This is a genomic window from Bacillus sp. SIMBA_008 (genome assembly GCF_046535495.1).
GTDB classification, from domain to species: Bacteria; Bacillota; Bacilli; order Bacillales; family Bacillaceae; genus Bacillus; species Bacillus subtilis.
The window spans coordinates 316,752-334,233 of the sequence record NZ_JAWRWL010000001.1 but is presented as its reverse complement, the minus strand read 5'-3'; the positions used below and the strand labels follow the sequence as shown (position 1 = coordinate 334,233).

Genomic DNA, 17,482 nt, shown 5'->3' with positions numbered 1-17,482 from the left:
GGCTGCCCTGCAGAGGACAGCCTGATATTTTTTATTGCGCCGAATCTTTTTTCAGTTCTCTTCCTTTCCATGCAAGCCAAATTTGTGCGGCAATGTATAGAGAAGAATAAACGCCTGTTAACAGCCCGACCAATAAAGCAATTGAGAAGTTAGTAATAGAAGATGCTCCAAAGATCAGCAATGTCACAACAACAATCACAACAGTTAATACAGTGTTAATTGAACGTGTAAAGGTTTGCTGCAGGCTCAGGTTTACAATATGGTTCAGATCGGCAAAGGTTTTCGGCTTACGCTTTTTCATATGCTCGCGGACCCTGTCAAATGTAACGATTGTATCGTTAATGGAATACCCGATTATCGTCAAGATGGCCGCGATGAACGTAACATCTACCTCAAGCCTTGTAATACTGAAGAACGTGACGATAAAGAATGCGTCATATAGCAATGAGGCGATGGCAGCAATCGCCATTTTGTATTCGAATCGGATTGAAACGTAAATAATGATGCCAATAGAAGCTATAGCAACTGCGTACAGCGCATTTCTTGCAAGCTCCTTACCGACTGTCGGTGAAACTGTGCTGACATTTGGCTCAGATCCGTATTTGTCTTTAAAATATGTTTTTACTTTTGCTATGGTTTCTTTATCTGGCACCCCGACAAAACGGGCAACACCGATATTGCTCTTTTCGCCTGACAGAACTACAGTATCAGGGTCCATACCCAGAGATTCAAAGTCCTTCTCAACTTGCTCTGTCGTCAGCTTATGGTCGCTTTGCACTTCAATCCGTGCACCGCTTGCAAAGTCAATGCCAAGATTCAGCCTGAACACAAGCAGGATAATAATCCCGGCAACCGTGACCGCACTGGAGAAAATAAAGAAGTATTTGCGTTTGCTCGTGAAATCCCATTTTTGGAATGGCGTATGCGGCTCTGTATTTTCATCCGTATCCTGAATATCCATGATATGTTTCTTATTGACACCAAACCAGCCTTTTTTCCGATCAAGCCATCTGCTTTCCACAAGGAGAGCGAGGAGAAATCTCGATAAGAAAACGGCAGTGATAAAGCTTGTCAAAATCGATAGGATCAGCATTGTCGCAAACCCTTTAACAGAGCTTGTCCCAAAGATAAAGAGCACAACCGCTGCAATAATGGTTGTAATATTCGCATCAAAAATCGTCGCAAATGACCGTCTGTTTCCTGAACGGAAGGCAGAGCGGACTGACTTTCCTAGCTTGAGTTCTTCTTTAATCCGCTCATAGGTAATAATGTTGGCGTCAACAGCCATCCCGACACCTAAAATGAGAGCGGCAATTCCCGGAAGCGTGAGTACGGCATTCATCCAGTCAAAGATCTGGAGTGTAATGTAGATATAAACAGATAGCGTAATCACCGCGATTAATCCCGGCAGACGGTAATAGAAAAGCATAAATAAGAAAATAATTGCGATACCGACAATACCGGCAAACACCGTATCATGGAGAGCCTGCTGGCCGAATTGTGCGCCTACTGATGTTGAATACTTTTCAGTCAGTTTCACAGGAAGTGCGCCTGCGTTTAAAATGCTGGCTAAATCTTTTGCTTCTTGAACCGTAAATTGCCCTTCAATTGTAACGTCAGTTGTGTTTAATTCCTGACTTACATTTGGGGCGGATACATATTTAGGGTGCTCTTTTTGAACCTCTTTTTTAAATGAGTCCCCTTTTTCGTAATCCATCCAAATAACAAGCTGGTTGTTTGGCGCCATTTTCATGACCTTTTTGGTCACTTCGCCGAATTTATCAGCATCTTTCAGTTTAATGCTGACAATCGGTTCATTTGTTTTGGCGTCATACGTTTGTTTAGCTCCGTTTTCGACGAGGTCAGAGCCATTCAGCAATTCTTTGTCATTCGTATCTCTGAAAGAAAGCTGCGCTTCAGTCGCCAGAATTTCACGCGCTCTGTTTTGGTTTGTCACACCAGCGAGCTGAACGCGAATCCGGTTATTCCCTTCAATTTGGATGTTCGGTTCGCTGACACCGAGAACATTGGCCCGGCGGTTCAATGCCTCTACAGTGCTGACCAGAACGTCTTTTGTGATTTTGTCACCTTTTTTTACAGGCTGTACATCATACAGCACCTCAAATCCGCCTTGCAAATCCAATCCTAACGTAATATTGTTAGCGGCAGGCTTCGTAAAATAGCCCAAGCCCGTGCCGATCAATAGAACGAAAAGGAAAAACGCAATCAAGCGTCCTTTTTTCATTATGTATATCCTCCCTTAAACCTGTGCGAATCAACCTGCTATCTCAGCAGTTCTTCCAATGCTTCCTGGCCCTCTTCACTGCCCAGCCAATTAGACGTTTTAAATGACTCAACGGTTGCATAGTTCATAAATTCGCCAATTTTCACTGATAAAATATCACTCGCCAGTTCATAAATGTTCAGTTCCGTTTTCTTTTTCCACTTCTTATCTGTTAAGTATGACCACAAACTTTCGAGTTCAACATCATCATACCCGAGAATCTTAAACTCTTCCAGTTTGCTGTAAAGAAACGGCCTGACGTGGTCTTTATATAGATCGGCTGGATGCTTCTCCACGAATTCCACGCTCCTTTTTTATTGTTTTTCAAGAAGACTTGTCATGCTTGGACGATATATACGCATATCTTTATTGTATATGATTCCAGGTAGTTTGAGAAGGCAGGGGGTAAAAATGGCGAAACAGACGTTTTTAAAGGGCACTCTTATCCTTATCGCAGCAGGAATGGTTACAAGAATGCTCGGGTTTGTCAACCGGGTGGTTATCGCCCGTTTTATCGGTGAAGAAGGAGTCGGGCTTTACATGATGGCGGCGCCTACCTTCTTCTTGGCCACTACATTAACTCAATTCGGTCTGCCGGTCGCGATCAGCAAGCTAGTCGCTGAAGCCAGTGCGCGCGGAGATCATCAAAAAACGAAAAATATTTTAGTCATGTCTCTGACCATCACGGGAGTGCTCAGCCTCATCTTTACACCGCTGTTTCTGTTTTTCGCCCCGGTTATGGCTGAAACGATGCTGACAGATAAGCGAACACTGTATCCGCTCTTGGCCATTACGCCGGTTGTGCCGATTATTGCTATATCGAGTGTGCTGAGGGGATATTTTCAAGGAAAACAGAATATGAACCCGCTTGCTATGTCACAAGTCCTTGAACAGGTCGTCCGGATTTCACTCGTGGCTGTCTGCACAACGATTTTTCTCCCTTACGGAATTGAATATGCTGCAGCCGGAGCAATGCTATCCTCAGTGGCAGGGGAGCTGGCATCACTTCTTTATTTATTCGTTTGCTTTAAGTATAAAAAGACAATTAAAATCAGAAAGCATTTTTTCCAGTCAATTAAAAACGGAAAACAAACCTTTACCCAATTAATGAGCGTGTCCCTTCCAACAACCGGGAGCCGCTTTATCGGAAACCTCTCTTGGTTTTTCGAGCCAATCGTCGTCGCTCAAAGCCTTGCCATCGCCGGTGTGGCAACAGTTGCCGCAACAAAGCAATACGGGGAACTGACCGGCTTTGCCATGACGCTGCTGACTCTGCCCAGCTTTATTACATATTCTTTGTCGACCGCGCTTGTTCCTGCGATCAGTGAAGGAATGGAGCAGAAAAAATTGCAGGTGGTGGAATACCGCTTGGAACAGGCGATGCGTCTCTGTCTGCTCAGCGGAGGCATTTCAGTTGTTATTTTATTTGTATTTGCAGATGAGCTGATGAGAGTGATGTACGGTTCCTCAGGCGCAGCTGTATTTATAAAAGTAATGGCCCCGTTTTTTCTGCTTTATTATTTCCAAGGCCCGCTTCAAGCTGTGCTGCAGGCGCTTAATTTGGCTGGAGCTGCGATGATGAACAGCTTAATCGGAGCGCTTGTCAAAACAGGCCTTATTTTTGTCCTTGCCACAAGGCCTTCTCTTGGCATTATGGGCGCGGCATTAGCCATTGTGACAGGCATGGTGCTCGTCACGCTATTGCACGCAGCAACCGTAAGCAAAGTGCTGCCGATCAGCATCAAAATCAAGGAGTATGCGCTCAGCTTCGCTGTTATTGTAATTTGCGGATTTATCAGCTCCGCCATCAAACAATATATAAGCTTTGGAGCATCTGAGGCTGTCAATCTAGCCGGATGGATTGCGGTGAGCGCCGCCATTTATATCATCCTCCTGCTCGTTTTCCGTTTAATTAAAAAAGATGAGCTTCGCCGCATTCCCATTATCGGACGTCTAATCGTCCGATAACGGTCACGGGCGGTGCCCATCTTTTTCATCAATAAATAATTCTCCGTCTGTAAACGAGCAAAAAGAAATATCTGAAGGGTTTGTGTATCCGTGTTTTTGCAAACTTTCGAGCAGCCATTTTTTATCTTTACTGATTCTGGACAGGTTTTCTGTTTGAATGAAGCCGTCTATAATGAGCGGCATTTCGAGCTGTCGATGCTCTCCGCTGTTTTCTTTCTTAACAATAGTCAGTTTGCCCGACGGCTCTAAAATAGCAAATGATACGTCAGCTACTCTGTCGATGCTATTTTCTCTGAGCTGAACCATTAAATCATCAAAATTATAACGCTGTGATTTCATGGCGTCTTCGTCAATTTTTCCATATTTGATAATTATGGTCGGCTTACCGTCAAGAAGCTGGCGGACTTTTCGGTTTTTTAAAGAAAAGTATGCCAAAGTCACTTGAATGATCATTAATACAAGCATTGGCAAAATGGTATGAAATAGATGATCGTCTACGTTTTCTATGGCTAAAACGGCAATTTCAGCCATCATGATAAAGACAACGAGATCTAATATACTAAGCTCTCCGATCTCCCGTTTGCCCATGAGACGAAAAATGATCAATATCACAAAATACAATACGACTGTGCGAAACGCAATAGTGAGAAGCTCTTCCATCATGCACCTCCAACTCATTATAGGTTGCAACAAAATGATCAATTTATGTAAGAAAAACCGATTGCATTTCACAAAGCTTTTACGTCTAATTCATGGGATAAGGGAATACATTTTTACAAAGACGAGCCATCAGCATGTCTGACGGCTTTGTGCAAAAAGAACAGAAGCCTTTTAATACAGGCAGAAAGGAGACAATCATGGAGGAGACGAAACAAGTTGGAAAAGGCATTCTTTACGGTTTAATCGCCATATTTGCAGCCATGCTCCTGACAAGTTTGGCGGTTTCACTTTTATTGACCGCAACCTCGCTGGAAGAATCATCATTTAACTGGCTGATCACAGCTATCTCATTTCTCTCTTTATTTATCGGCGGGTTCATTTCAGGCGGGAAAGGCAAGGAAAGAGGCTGGATGATTGGAGCATTGACTGCCTTAAGTTTTTCTCTGATTATCTTATTGTTTCAGTATTTAGGATTCGGAAAGACATTTACAGCAGAACAGCTGATCTTCCATCTGGGATTTTTAGGAGTGTGCATGCTGGGCGGGATTTTCGGCGTGAACATGAGGGGAAACAGGTCTTCCACATAAAAAAGAGCGGGCTCACTTGCCCGCTCTTTTTTGTTTGCTATGTATAGCTCCTGCTGTTATTCAGCAGCAGAAACTTCTCTGATCGCGCGGCGGTCGAACGTAAGACGTGTGTTATCACCAGTCTTAATTACGACTTTGCTTTCGTCGATAGAGTCAACAGTACCGTGCAATCCCCCGATTGTCACTACTGAATCGCCTTTTTTCAGTTCCTCTTGCATTTGGCGTACAGCCTTTTGCTGCTTTTGCTGAGGACGAATCAGCAAGAAGTAAAGGACCGCAAACATTAAAATAATAGGAACCAATGTACCTAAAGTGCCAGTCATCATTTTCACCCCTTTCTGTAAGCCTGTTATGTTTATTTAGAAGCTTTTCGCATTTGGCTTGTTATAGCCGTAACGCTCAAAGAACTCTTCTCTGAAATCACCCAGACGATCCTCGCGAATAGCCTGTCTTACCTGCTCCATTAAGTGTAACAGAAAATGAAGGTTATGGTAAGTTGTTAATCGAAGGCCGAATGTTTCATTACAGCGAATCAAGTGCCTAATGTACGCGCGAGTGTAGTTTTTACATGTATAGCAATCACACTCTTCATCAATCGGACGGAAGTCTCTTTCAAATTTCGCATTTTTCATATTGAGTCGTCCTTCAGCAGTAAACACTGTGCCGTTTCTTGCAATCCGTGTAGGCAGCACACAGTCAAACATATCGACCCCGCGGATCGCTCCGTCGATCAGTGCATCCGGAGAACCTACTCCCATCAGATATCTCGGTTTATCCTTCGGCAAGAGCGGTGTTGTAAATTCGAGTACACGGTTCATGACATCCTTCGGTTCACCTACAGACAATCCGCCTATAGCATATCCCGGAAAATCAAGGGAAATCAAGTCCTTCGCACTTTGTGTCCGCAGATCTTCATATTCTCCGCCTTGTACAATACCAAACAGCCCTTGTTCATCCTGACGATTGTGGGCATTCAGGCAACGTTCCGCCCAACGGCTTGTCCGTTCAACTGACCTCTTCATGTAGTCGTACTCCGCCGGGTATGGCGGGCATTCATCAAACGCCATCATAATATCAGAGCCGAGTGCGTTTTGGATCTCCATCGCTTTTTCCGGAGATAAAAACAGCTTGTCTCCATTTAGATGATTGCGGAAATGGACACCCTCTTCCTCTATATTACGAAACTTGCTTAAAGAAAAGACCTGAAAACCGCCTGAATCTGTTAAAATTGCGCGGTCCCAGTTCATAAATTTATGGAGCCCGCCCGCTTCTTTGACAATGTCTTGGCCCGGACGAAGCCATAGATGATAAGTGTTGCTCAAAATGATACCTGCATCCATTGCTTTCAGCTCTTCAGGCGACATTGTTTTGACTGTCGCCAGTGTGCCGACCGGCATAAAAACCGGCGTTTCGAAGGAGCCGTGAGGCGTATGCACTTTGCCCAGCCGCGCTCCTGTTTGTTTGCATTCTTTTATAAATTCATAGCGTATTGGTTGTTCAGCCACTTTTGATGAGGCCTCCTGTTCTCAAATTATATAATCAGCATCGCGTCTCCGAAGCTGAAGAAACGGTATTCCTCTTCCACTGCATGGTTATAGGCACGCAGAATGTTTTCTCTTCCAGCAAGCGCGCTGACCAGCATAATCAATGACGATTTCGGCAAATGGAAGTTTGTAATCATTCCGTCAATGGCTTTAAATTCATAGCCCGGATAAATAAAAATAGATGTCCAGCCGCTTGATGCTTTAAATTGCCCGTCATGTTCCCCGGCAATCGTCTCAAGCGTGCGTGTCGAGGTCGTGCCGACAGAAATGATCCGACCGCCATTTTCTCTTACTTTGTTTAAGGCTGCAGCCGTTTCTTCTGACATTTGATAAAACTCTGCATGCATATTATGCTCTTCCACTTCATCGGCACTCACAGGGCGAAACGTTCCAAGGCCTACGTGCAGTGTGATGAACTCAATTTGCACGCCTTTGTCTTTCAGCTGCTGTAAGATTTCTTCCGTGAAGTGAAGGCCAGCTGTAGGCGCAGCAGCAGAGCCGATTTCTTTTGAATACACTGTCTGGTAGCGCTCTTTGTCATCAAGCTGTTCTTTGATATATGGAGGGAGCGGCATCTCTCCAAGGGATTCAAGCACCTCGTAGAAAATACCGTCATATTGAAATTCCATCTTTCTGCCGCCGTGCTCAAGCTCTTCCGTGCAGATTGCCTTCAATCTTCCGTCTCCAAATGTGACAACAGTTCCTTTTTTCACCCGTTTCGCCGGTTTGGCAAGTGTTTCCCATTTATCACCGGTTTCCTGTTTCAACAAAAGAAGTTCCACTTTCGCGCCGGTATCCTCTTTTGTGCCGAATAACCGCGCAGGCAGTACCCGGGTATTGTTCAGGACTAGACAATCGCCTTCGTTAAAGAAGCTGATAATGTGTTTAAACGAGCTGTCAGTAAGCTCTCCTGTATGTTTATCGAGCACCATCAGCCTTGAAGCATCACGCTGCTCCAACGGTACTTGTGCAATTAAACGTTCTGGTAGTTCAAAATCAAATAAATCGACTTTCATGATGATTTCACCTTTATTCTAGTCTTTTGTTATTTCATTCTGCCAAAAAGATTAAGCAAAATTGATAATACCACACTTATAATAATACAAGTGACAACCGGGAAGAAAAACGTGACATTTCCTTTTTTTACAAAAATATCTCCCGGCATCTTGCCGACAAAATGCAAAACTGCTCCGATAATAAGCAAAACAGCACCAAGAATCATGATGATCTTAGGAAATTCAGTCATATCGGGGAGCCTCCATTTGGAAATGATGATAAACGGCCGGTGTCACGATCCTTCCACGCGGCGTTCTTTGTATAAATCCAATTTGCAGCAGATATGGTTCATATACGTCTTCAATCGTATGCGATTCCTCGCCGATGGTAGCTGAAATCGTATCAAGGCCTACTGGGCCGCCGTTGAATTTTTCGATCATGCCCATCAGCAGCTTATGATCAATATGATCCAAACCGAGACGGTCAACCTGAAGCCGCTCCAGCGCATTCTGAGAAATGTCTTCCGTAATCCTGCTGTCACCCAGCACTTGGGCGAAATCGCGCACCCTTCTCAGCAGGCGGTTCGCCACGCGGGGCGTCCCTCTCGATCTTCTTGCAATTTCAAGAGCCGACGGTTTATCAATCTCAACCTCGAATACATCAGCGGTTCTTGTGACAATATCCGCCAGTTCTTCTTGTGTATAGTACTCAAGGCGAGACATGACGCCGAATCTGTCTCTTAAAGGAGCCGTCAAAAGCCCCACCCTCGTCGTGGCTCCCACCAGCGTAAAAGGCGGAAGGTCGAGCCGAACCGAGCGGGCAGATGGGCCTTTGCCAATCACAATGTCCAGGCAAAAGTCTTCCATTGCAGGATAAAGCACCTCTTCGATCGATCTGTGCAGCCTATGTATTTCATCAATAAATAATACATCTCCCGGTTCCAGCGCCGTTAATATAGCAGCCAAATCACCAGGCCTTTCAATAGCAGGCCCTGATGTCGTCCGCAATTCCACTCCCATTTCATTAGCAACAATCGAAGCAAGCGTTGTTTTTCCGAGTCCGGGCGGCCCGTACAGAAGAACATGATCCAGCGTCTCCTGTCTCATTTTCGCCGCATCTATAAACACGCGCAAATTTTCTTTTACCTTATGCTGCCCGATATACTGTGCCAGATTTTGCGGCCTCAGGCTTTGCTCTATCACTGATTCATGGTTGTCTGCTTCACTTGAGACGAGCCGTTCATCCATGAACATCACCTTACTTTAATAGTTTTTGTAATGCTTTTTTCACATATTGGTCTGTTGTCAGCCCAATTTCTTCTTTAAGGTGAGGAAGCACCTTTTTGATTTCTTTTTCAGCATATCCGAGAACCCTGAGGGCTTCAAGTGCTTCTTCAAGAGCCGTTTCCGCTGTTTGCTTTTCAAGCCTTTCTTCATGATTAAACAGATTTTCAATCATTTCAGGCACAACATCTGCCAGCTTTCCTTTTAAATCTAGAATAATCTGGCGTGCGGTTTTCTTTCCTACTCCAGGAAACTTGACCAAAAAAGCTTCATCTTCATTTTCAATTGCTTGGATGACCGCTCCGGGATCACCCGAGCCCAAGATGGCAAGTGCTCCTTTCGGGCCAATTCCGGTCACGTTTAACAGCTTTGTAAAGAGCGCCTTCTCCTCTCTTGTTGAAAAACCGTAAAGCGAAAAAGCATCCTCTCTGATATGATGGTATGTAAAAATCGTTTCCTGGCTTCTCTCCTTATATATAAACGGATTCGGCGTGAAAATCTGATAGCCGATGCCGCCGTTCTCTATGACAATATATTGGGGAGATACATAATCAATCGTCCCTTTAACAAATTCAATCACGCAAATTCACCTCTTTGACTGTTCTTCATTGTACCATAAAAACAGCCAAAGTCTTATAGAAAAGTTAACATATGTTCGCTTCTCTCTCATTCTTTCACGAAAAAAAAGACATGAATACATGTCTTCAATCAGCGGACGTTACCCGCTGTATGTCTTCATATGTTCGATGACATCCTCAAACTCCGCTTTTGTCCGAAATGGAATGCCTTTCAGCAGATTTTTTTGCATATGGCTTTCCAGCCTTTCTAAATCAATTTGAAAAAAAGACTGAATTGGTTCGGAAGCTGGCTCAGGCCGCCCATGAAAAGTGGAAATCACTCCATTATCCGATACACCGATATACCCGTTGACCTTGCTGAGCGGAGATATATCGTCCATTTGCTTCCGGAAGAGCACATATCCCTTTTTTTGTTCCACAAGCGTCCATCCGGCATAAGCTGCCCAAAAATCATCCATAGAAAACACTTTTTCATGCCTATGCTCAATGCTGACATCGCCGTCCAAATACACCTTTTCAAGCTGCACATGCACCTGCAGCGGCTCATAGTGCTCCACTTCCGCGCCAAGTGCGCGGGAAGGAGCTCCTATTAAAAATACTGCCGCTGAGCAAAGAATGCCCAGCAAAAGATACGCCGTGCTGAATCGTTTCACCCTCTACACCTCTTTGCACACGTTTATGATTAGTTTGACCAAAGAGGCTACTGCTTAACCGTTTTATCAAAATTTGTCTGCACATTTTCCCTGACAAACCGTTCCTCCGTATACACACCTGTGCTTTGCTCAGAAATTGTCAAGAATCGCGTCAGAAAGGCACTGAAAAAATACAATGCCGCAAAGATCCAAATCACGCCGCCTGCACCGAGCGGCCCAATGAAAAGACTCACGATGCCCGGCGCGATAAACGCACATAAACCAGATCCCAAATTCAACACTGACATGGCAGCACCTTTATTATCAGGTGCAAGCGTCGGCAAAAGCGCGCTTAATGGAACGTACCCTGCTAAAGCCGCGCCGTAGCAGCAGGCGATAATCATGAGCACCCAATACTGATGCCCGATCAGCTGAGGCGTGTAATACAGCGCCAGCGTAAAAATACCGCATCCGACACCGCCAAACCACATGACCGTATTGCGCCAGCCAAGTCTATCTCCGACTGCACCGAAAATGATATTAAACACAATATTCACAAAAAACAGCGTCCCCCATATTTGCAGCCATTCCGAAACCGAATACCCGTATCGTGCTAAATAAGTAGGAAGAAAGATGGCAAATCCAAATTGTCCTATCGCATTAATCGTCTTGACCACTCCGCCGATGCCTACCTTTGGGTTTTCAAACATAATCGTAAATGCCTTCGACAGTTCTTTCCATTTCGGCTGATCTTGTTTTTGTATCGGAGTAAATTTATCTTTGTTAAAAAATAAGGCAAGAATTCCGCCTGCCGCCACAAACAGTAAAGCGCTCCAAAGCGTATTGATTTCTCCAAAGGCCGGAACTGCATAGCTGGAATAGAACGGGCCGAGCACGTTAAGGCCGCACGTAAACATAAACCAAAACCAGCCGACGGCTTTGCCGAGAATATTTTGAGAGGTGCTGTATGACACCCATACGAGAAAAGAGTATGCAAACAGCGGATATCCCAAGCCTCTAAGAGCATAGCTGCCCAAGAGAGCCGGATAATACATATGAGGAATCGCCCAGCCGATAAAAGCGGCCGAACCGAGAATAAATGCAAGCAATCCGACAGTCATCGTTTTTCTCGGCCCCCAAGTTTGGACAAACGTTCCTGAAAGCCAAGCTGAGATGGTGACAGCAATGCCGTACATGGTAAATAACGATGCGGATTGCTGCATACTGAGACCATGATCAACGAGAAAAGGAGACAGCCAGCCTTGTTCGAGGCCGTCTCCAACCATAAAGATGACAACGCCAATATAACCCCAAACCATGTGAGAAGGAATTCCGATTTTGTTCAAAACATTTCCTTTAGCATGTACTGTATTCATTTTCTCCACCGCCTACTTAAAGTATCAATGGAGTATATACCCAAGCTTGCTGAATTGTAATCCTGTTAGATTAAAAAGCGATTTTTTCAGTGTGCTCAATGCTGACAGGCATGCCAAAAGCAAGCGATTGCTGTGCTGCTCTGGCGATCCTTCCGGCCTGTAAACCGTCATTGCCGGTGCAGGGAGTCTCCTGGTTTGTGCCGATCGCTTCTGCAAAACGGAGAATCTCCTCCTCATATGAATCCTTATAGCGTTCAAGGAAAAAGAAATGCGGTTTATCCTTCATCACAAAATCAGCTGTTGACACCTCAACCGTTGTCGGCCTGCTATTGTCAGCCGCTGCAGAGCCTTTCGTCCCGAAAACCTCAACCCGCTGGTCATATCCGTACACAGCTTGGCGGCTGTTATCAATCACAGCCATGGCACCGTTTTCAAAAGTCAGTGTAATAACAGCTGTATCAATATCACCCAGCTCCGCAAAAGAAGGATTCACCAAAGCCGCCCCTTTGGCATACACTTCCGTCACTTCGCTTCCCATAATATATCTGGCCATATCAAAATCATGGATCGACATATCCATAAACAATCCGCCTGACGTACGGACATAATCTATATTCGGGGGTTCTGGGTCCCGGGACGTGATTTTTAATAAATGAGGTGTACCGATTTCACCATTTTCAACAATCGTTTTGATTTTCTTAAAATGAGGATCAAAGCGGCGGTTAAATCCGACTTGAAGTGTTACCCCGTGTTTCCGGACAGCCGCAAGCGCTTCACTCGTTTCGTCCAGAGAGAAACTAACGGGCTTCTCACAAAATATATGCTTTTTCGCCTCGGCTGCTTCTTTGATCATCTGTGCATGTACGGCTGTAGGAGAGCAAATAAAAATAGCATCAATATCAGGATCATGTAATAAATCACGATAATCAGAGGTTATGTATTCAATCTGATGACTGTCGGCCCAGCTTTTTATACGGCTTGCCTGAATGTCAGAGACTGCTTTTATTTTCATGTGAGGAATCCGGCTTATATTTTGAACATGAAGTTTGCCGATGCGGCCTGCACCGATAATCCCTGTCACAATCTGTTTTGTCATGGCTTCTTCCCCCTTGATCATTCACGAAAGCGCTTTATTTAAAATTAATACTATCCCATTTGTAAGCGCTTTTCAAGAATGGAAATTAAACGTTCTATGTCTCTTTTATCACAATTCATGCTTATAAGTAGCCTTCTTCTTCAAGACCAGATACACTAGAATTAGGCTCTTTTTCCTGAACAGTTTATGATTTTCCTATAAACAGCTGCATAAAATAGAGCAAAGAAGGTGAATGAAATGCTGACAAAAGCAGAGGCACTGGCCCATACCGTCATATACCGCAAGAACAGCAGATTTGATAAAGTCAAAGAGAAATCCGAGGAATTAACACTAATCGGCAAGGGAAGAAGCGCCTATGTGTTTGCCTTAACAGAAGGCGGTCGAAAAATGGCGCTGAAAGTATTTTTTCCGGAATATCAAGCGACAGCAGTCAAAGAAGCAGCGATCTATGAAAAATTAGCCGGGTCCGCATTCTATCCTGACATTTACGAAACTGGCGATTCATTTATTCTCATGGAATATATTAAAGGTGAAACCTTTTATAACTGTCTGAAGAAAGGCATTGCAATCAGTGATGACATGATTCAGCAGGTTGAAGAAGCGCTTTCTGACGCCCGGGCAGCCGGACTGAACCCGTCAGATATTCATTTGCGGAATCTGATATTGACAGAAACCGGGGCGGTGCGGGTGATTGATGTTGCGAGATTTGAGCAGACAAAAACATGCACGCAGTGGGACGACTTAAAATCCGCATATCATGCACTCTACAAAAAACCGATATTCCCCAAAAAGATTCCGGGTTTTTGGCTGGAGATCATCGCATTTTTATATAAGAAAGATTGGTTTCAAAAGCATTTCGCACAGCGGAAAAGAAAATATTCTTAAATCAAAAAGGCAGCCGCACAAGCGGCTGCCTTTATCATGTATTTTTTACTTTCTGACGGCAGAAATCAGTTTCATTTGTTCAGGCGACAGCTTAATTCGATAGCCTCTCACAGTTAAGTAGACCGCTTCTGGGTCCTTCTCGCCGGAATGACAATACGTTTTTTCCATTTCTGTCTCCCCTCACCCTTTATTGGCTTTATTTCATCTTATCATTGCTTTATTAAGGTAATTTTAAAGAAATGTAAAGATCATATGAATCCGATATATAGTAAAATGAAAGAAAAAAAGGGAGAGAGTCACATTAAGACACGCAGCAACATCCCGCTTATTATGTTTGCCCTGCTGGTCTTCTTCGGCGGCGCCATCTATTGGATGTTATTTTCACTAAAAAACGTTCCGAAAGGCAATCTCGTCCAATCGGTTGAATCGCCGGACGGCAGCTATACGTTAAACACTTATGTATCCGAAAACACCTTGAGCTTAGATGCAGCCAGAGGTGAACTTGTAAATGAAAAAACACTTGTCAAGAGAACAATCTACTGGAATTACCCGGACAGCCGCCCAGCAGTGACGTGGGTCAATCACCATACAGTGAAAATCGGCAATCAGACTTTACATCTTGATACTGATGAAACGTATGATTGGCGAAAAGATGATCATTGGATCCGTGAAGAACCGCCGCAGGCGTCAGTGAGGTGATGAAACATGAATAAGATGAACGGAACAAATGATGAAAAGCATTTCAATCATTTTGTGATTGCTTTATCCTTTATATACGGTTTGACTGAACTAGGCTATTTGTTGCTGAAGGATTTTATAACAATTGCCATAAGTTTGCCTCTGTAGAAAAACGCAGCGTAGTCGATACGCCGCGTTTTTTCTTTTTCCCTTCCTCTTCTTATTGATAATTACAGGTCATATAATGTGACAAATCGATTGTAGAAATAGTTCGATTAGACCAAAATCCTTTTTATACATGTATTCGAATTTGAAGTGAGGGGGAATCTTGATGGCAGATTTTGTTGCTAGTTTGAATGCGGTCTTATGGAGTACGCCCGTCATTTATATTTTATTGGGAATTGGATTCGCCTTTTCAATTATGACCCGTTTTTTACAAGTCCGACATTTAAAAGAAATGATTGTTCAGATGTTCAAAGGCAAGAGCTCTGAAGCCGGCGTTTCATCTTTCCAAGCGTTATCGATTGCGCTGTCCGGCCGTGTGGGCACAGGAAACATCGCGGGAGTGGCGACAGCAATTGCATTCGGCGGACCCGGTGCAGTGTTCTGGATGTGCTGTCTTTGATTATTATTGTCATGAATGTGTCTGAATTGCCTGCTGTGATCTCATTAATATTCAAAAGCGCCTTTGCATTGGATTCCGCTTTTGGCGGCTTGATCGGCATGGCGATTTCCTGGGGCGTTAAACGTGGCATTTATTCAAACGAAGCCGGCCAGGGAACAGGCCCGCATCCGGCAGCTGCTGCAGAGGTTTCTCATCCGGTCAAGCAGGGACTGGTTCAGGCATTTTCTGTTTATATTGACACCTTGTTTGTATGTTCCGCTACAGCTTTCATGATCTTGTTTACCGGCATGTACAATACCCAGGCTGCAGATGGTTCCTTTATCGTTCACCAGCTTAAAGGCGTAGAAGCAGGACCTGGTTTCACACAAGCGGCAATTGACAGTGTTCTGCCCGGATTCGGTGCAGGCTTTGTTGCCATCGCTTTATTCTTCTTCGCTTTTACAACAATTATGGCGTATTACTACATCGCAGAAACAAATATCGCCTATTTAGCACGAGGCAGAGAAAGCAAATGGGCGATGCTTGGCTTAAAACTGATTATTTTAGCCGCCACGTTCTATGGTACTGTGAAAACAGCTTCACTTGCTTGGGCATTAGGGGATGCAGGGCTTGGCATTATGGTATGGCTGAACGTCATTGCCATTGTGCTGCTTGCCAAACCGGCGCTTCTTGCTTTAAAGGATTATGAGCGCCAAAAGAAGCAGGGCTTAGACCCGGTCTTTGATCCAAAAGCGCTGGGTATCAAAAACGCTGATTTCTGGGAGAAAGAATACACTCATGAAAGTGAACGTGTCTCCTGAACATACTAAAACCGGCCCGATATGACCTCGTGCCGGTTTTTTATGAACGATAGTTTGTATACACTTCTTGAACATCATCGTCTTCTTCAAGGACGTCTATTAATGTGTCCAGCTTCTCAACAGCCTGATCATCGGCTTCTGCATAGGTATTGGGAAGCATGGTCACCTCCGCCGAAGAAATTAGATATTTCGATTCGAGGGCTGTTTGCACTTCTTCAAAATGCTCAGGCTCTGTGAACACCTCATATAGGTCTTCTTCAATTCGCAGCTCTTCTCCTCCTGCTTCAAGCACATCAAGCATGAGCTCATCTTCTTCTATTTGCCGTTCAGTACGGTCTATCGTAATGAACCCCTTTCGTTCAAATAAAAAGGCTACACATCCGCTTTCTCCCAGACTTCCGCCATTTTTATTAAAGGCTGTCCGCACATTTGACGCCGTTCGGTTTTTATTATCTGTTACGCATTCAACCATGACGGCAATCCCTGAAGGGCCGTAGCCTTCATAGGTGATTTCTTCATAGCTGCTTCCGTCTTGGCCTCCCGCAGCTTTTTTAATGGCCCGATCTATATTTTCATTCGGCATATTGGCGCCTTTTGCTTTTTCGATGACAAGACGCAATGCTGAATTTGCTTCTGGATCCGCTCCGCCTTCTTTCGCTGCCACATAGATTTCTTTTGCAAGCTTCATAAATATTTTGCCGCGCTTTGCATCCTGTGCATTTTTTCTTTTTTGAATGTTTTTCCACTTGGAATGGCCTGCCATGTTTTCACCTTCTTTTACTTTTTCTATGTACACTTTAATGGGAATTGTTCGCTGATGCAAAGAAAAAGGCTGCCGAATATCACTTCCGGCAGCCCTTCCTTCCTAGCGGTTGTTCATTTTATGAAGTTTTCTGAACAGCCCTTTATCTGTTGATACCTGGACATCACGGCCATTTGCATAGTTGCGCGCTGCTTTTACGACATTATCTCTGTCAGACTTTGTGAACTCTCTATGGCTTCTGACTGCGATAACTACTCGATCATCCGATACCATAACTTGTGTGTCATTGACGTTTTTCACTTGTTTCACACGGTTGGCAATTTTTGCAGCCAGTCTTCTGTTTTCTTGGTTGTCATACCCGTTGTTCGCTGCATTCCGATTCATGTTTCGGTTATTCGTGTTGTTATATGTTCCGTCAGTTGCCAAAGGAACACGATCGTCAGCAGTAACACGGTCACGGTTATTTACATTCGTGGTGTTTCGGTTACCGTCGTTCTGATCCTCCATTAATTCAGAAACAGGACCATCGTGGTCGACTCCGTCTCCCTGTCTATCGGCGTCATTTTCATTTGTATAATATCCGATTGGACGGGTATTGCCGTTATTGCGCGTATCATTCATAGCATTATCGTTTGCTCCGCATGCTGTTAAGCCGGCTGTCATTAGAATCAGGCTAGCGATCGTCATTTTTTTACCCAATGGAAAAACCCCCCGTGGACGAATTGAG

20 protein-coding genes and 1 pseudogene are annotated in these 17,482 nt (G+C 44.3%); 6 read left to right on the top strand and 15 right to left on the bottom strand.

Annotated elements, in window-relative coordinates:
- Positions 1-31: 31 nt before the first annotated feature.
- Positions 32-2,245, bottom strand: coding sequence for a protein translocase subunit SecDF (secDF, locus tag SB658_RS01680; RefSeq protein ID WP_015714442.1), 2,214 nt, complete (start codon positions 2,243-2,245; stop codon positions 32-34).
- A gap of 38 nt (positions 2,246-2,283) precedes the next feature.
- Positions 2,284-2,580, bottom strand: a complete 297-nt coding sequence (comN, locus tag SB658_RS01675) for a post-transcriptional regulator ComN (protein ID WP_003229735.1) — start codon at positions 2,578-2,580, stop codon at positions 2,284-2,286.
- A 115-nt stretch (positions 2,581-2,695) separates the two neighbouring features.
- On the opposite strand from comN, the gene spoVB reads away from it, so the two are divergent.
- Positions 2,696-4,252 carry a stage V sporulation protein B gene (gene spoVB, locus SB658_RS01670; RefSeq protein ID WP_015251562.1) on the top strand — a complete coding sequence of 519 codons (1,557 nt, stop codon included), beginning with the start codon at positions 2,696-2,698 and terminating at the stop codon, positions 4,250-4,252.
- Positions 4,253-4,255: 3 nt separating this feature from the next.
- Here spoVB and SB658_RS01665 read toward each other — a convergent pair whose 3' ends face one another.
- Positions 4,256-4,912, bottom strand: a complete 657-nt coding sequence (locus tag SB658_RS01665; protein ID WP_015483509.1) for a DUF421 domain-containing protein — start codon at positions 4,910-4,912, stop codon at positions 4,256-4,258.
- Positions 4,913-5,109: 197 nt separating this feature from the next.
- Here SB658_RS01665 and SB658_RS01660 point away from each other — a divergent pair, with 197 nt between their 5' ends.
- The gene (locus tag SB658_RS01660; protein ID WP_031315243.1) at positions 5,110-5,499 is read left to right on the top strand and encodes a TIGR04086 family membrane protein; all 390 of its coding nucleotides are present in this window, start codon (positions 5,110-5,112) and stop codon (positions 5,497-5,499) included.
- A gap of 56 nt (positions 5,500-5,555) precedes the next feature.
- On the opposite strand, the gene yajC is transcribed toward SB658_RS01660, so the two are convergent.
- From yajC to iolG, 9 genes are all read right to left on the bottom strand, one after another.
- Positions 5,556-5,822: a preprotein translocase subunit YajC gene (yajC, locus tag SB658_RS01655; protein WP_004398708.1), complete on the bottom strand. Its 267-nt coding sequence runs from the start codon at positions 5,820-5,822 to the stop codon at positions 5,556-5,558.
- A 36-nt stretch (positions 5,823-5,858) separates the two neighbouring features.
- The gene (tgt, locus tag SB658_RS01650; RefSeq protein WP_003229725.1) at positions 5,859-7,004 is read right to left on the bottom strand and encodes a tRNA guanosine(34) transglycosylase Tgt; all 1,146 of its coding nucleotides are present in this window, start codon (positions 7,002-7,004) and stop codon (positions 5,859-5,861) included.
- 26 nt (positions 7,005-7,030) lie between these two features.
- Complete coding sequence (queA, locus tag SB658_RS01645; protein WP_003229723.1) at positions 7,031-8,059, bottom strand: tRNA preQ1(34) S-adenosylmethionine ribosyltransferase-isomerase QueA; 1,029 nt, start codon at positions 8,057-8,059, stop codon at positions 7,031-7,033.
- A gap of 29 nt (positions 8,060-8,088) precedes the next feature.
- A complete protein-coding gene (locus tag SB658_RS01640; protein WP_003222669.1) occupies positions 8,089-8,289 on the bottom strand; it encodes a DUF2905 domain-containing protein in 201 nt (66 codons plus the stop codon).
- Entirely contained in the window at positions 8,282-9,286 is a 1,005-nt protein-coding gene (ruvB, locus tag SB658_RS01635) for a Holliday junction branch migration DNA helicase RuvB (protein ID WP_003229718.1), read from the bottom strand. The genes SB658_RS01640 and ruvB overlap by 8 nt, the downstream gene beginning before the upstream one ends.
- 10 nt (positions 9,287-9,296) lie before the next feature.
- The gene (gene ruvA / locus SB658_RS01630; RefSeq protein WP_003229717.1) at positions 9,297-9,902 is read right to left on the bottom strand and encodes a Holliday junction branch migration protein RuvA; all 606 of its coding nucleotides are present in this window, start codon (positions 9,900-9,902) and stop codon (positions 9,297-9,299) included.
- Positions 9,903-10,040: 138 nt separating this feature from the next.
- Positions 10,041-10,553: a sporulation cell-cell signaling protein BofC gene (gene bofC / locus SB658_RS01625; RefSeq protein ID WP_014480438.1), complete on the bottom strand. Its 513-nt coding sequence runs from the start codon at positions 10,551-10,553 to the stop codon at positions 10,041-10,043.
- Positions 10,554-10,600: 47 nt separating this feature from the next.
- The gene (locus SB658_RS01620; protein ID WP_015483512.1) at positions 10,601-11,908 is read right to left on the bottom strand and encodes an MFS transporter; all 1,308 of its coding nucleotides are present in this window, start codon (positions 11,906-11,908) and stop codon (positions 10,601-10,603) included.
- Between the two features lie 70 nt (positions 11,909-11,978).
- Positions 11,979-13,004, bottom strand: coding sequence for an inositol 2-dehydrogenase (gene iolG, locus SB658_RS01615; protein WP_032726305.1), 1,026 nt, complete (start codon positions 13,002-13,004; stop codon positions 11,979-11,981).
- Between the two features lie 237 nt (positions 13,005-13,241).
- Between iolG and SB658_RS01610 the strand changes: the two genes are divergently transcribed.
- Complete coding sequence (locus tag SB658_RS01610; RefSeq protein WP_003246159.1) at positions 13,242-13,889, top strand: phosphotransferase; 648 nt, start codon at positions 13,242-13,244, stop codon at positions 13,887-13,889.
- A 45-nt stretch (positions 13,890-13,934) separates the two neighbouring features.
- Here the strand turns inward: SB658_RS01610 and SB658_RS01605 are convergent, their stop codons facing one another.
- Positions 13,935-14,057 (bottom strand): hypothetical protein, encoded by a 123-nt coding sequence (locus SB658_RS01605; protein ID WP_003229707.1) that lies wholly within the window; start codon positions 14,055-14,057, stop codon positions 13,935-13,937.
- On the opposite strand from SB658_RS01605, the gene SB658_RS01600 reads away from it, so the two are divergent.
- The 3 genes and pseudogenes from SB658_RS01600 (at position 14,037) to SB658_RS01590 (ending at position 15,992) form a co-directional block, all read left to right on the top strand.
- Complete coding sequence (locus tag SB658_RS01600; protein WP_350337728.1) at positions 14,037-14,588, top strand: DUF5412 family protein; 552 nt, start codon at positions 14,037-14,039, stop codon at positions 14,586-14,588. The two genes, SB658_RS01605 and SB658_RS01600, sit on opposite strands and share 21 nt — an antisense overlap.
- A 6-nt stretch (positions 14,589-14,594) precedes the next feature.
- Complete coding sequence (locus SB658_RS01595) at positions 14,595-14,735, top strand: hypothetical protein (protein ID WP_004398683.1); 141 nt, start codon at positions 14,595-14,597, stop codon at positions 14,733-14,735.
- Between the two features lie 163 nt (positions 14,736-14,898).
- Positions 14,899-15,992 (top strand): annotated as a pseudogene (locus SB658_RS01590) (alanine/glycine:cation symporter family protein).
- Positions 15,993-16,032: 40 nt separating this feature from the next.
- Here SB658_RS01590 and SB658_RS01585 read toward each other — a convergent pair.
- Entirely contained in the window at positions 16,033-16,755 is a 723-nt protein-coding gene (locus tag SB658_RS01585) for a YebC/PmpR family DNA-binding transcriptional regulator (RefSeq protein ID WP_144500744.1), read from the bottom strand.
- Between the two features lie 102 nt (positions 16,756-16,857).
- Entirely contained in the window at positions 16,858-17,454 is a 597-nt protein-coding gene (sgpA, locus tag SB658_RS01580; RefSeq protein WP_032726308.1) for a spore germination protein SgpA, read from the bottom strand.
- Positions 17,455-17,482: the final 28 nt, after the last annotated feature.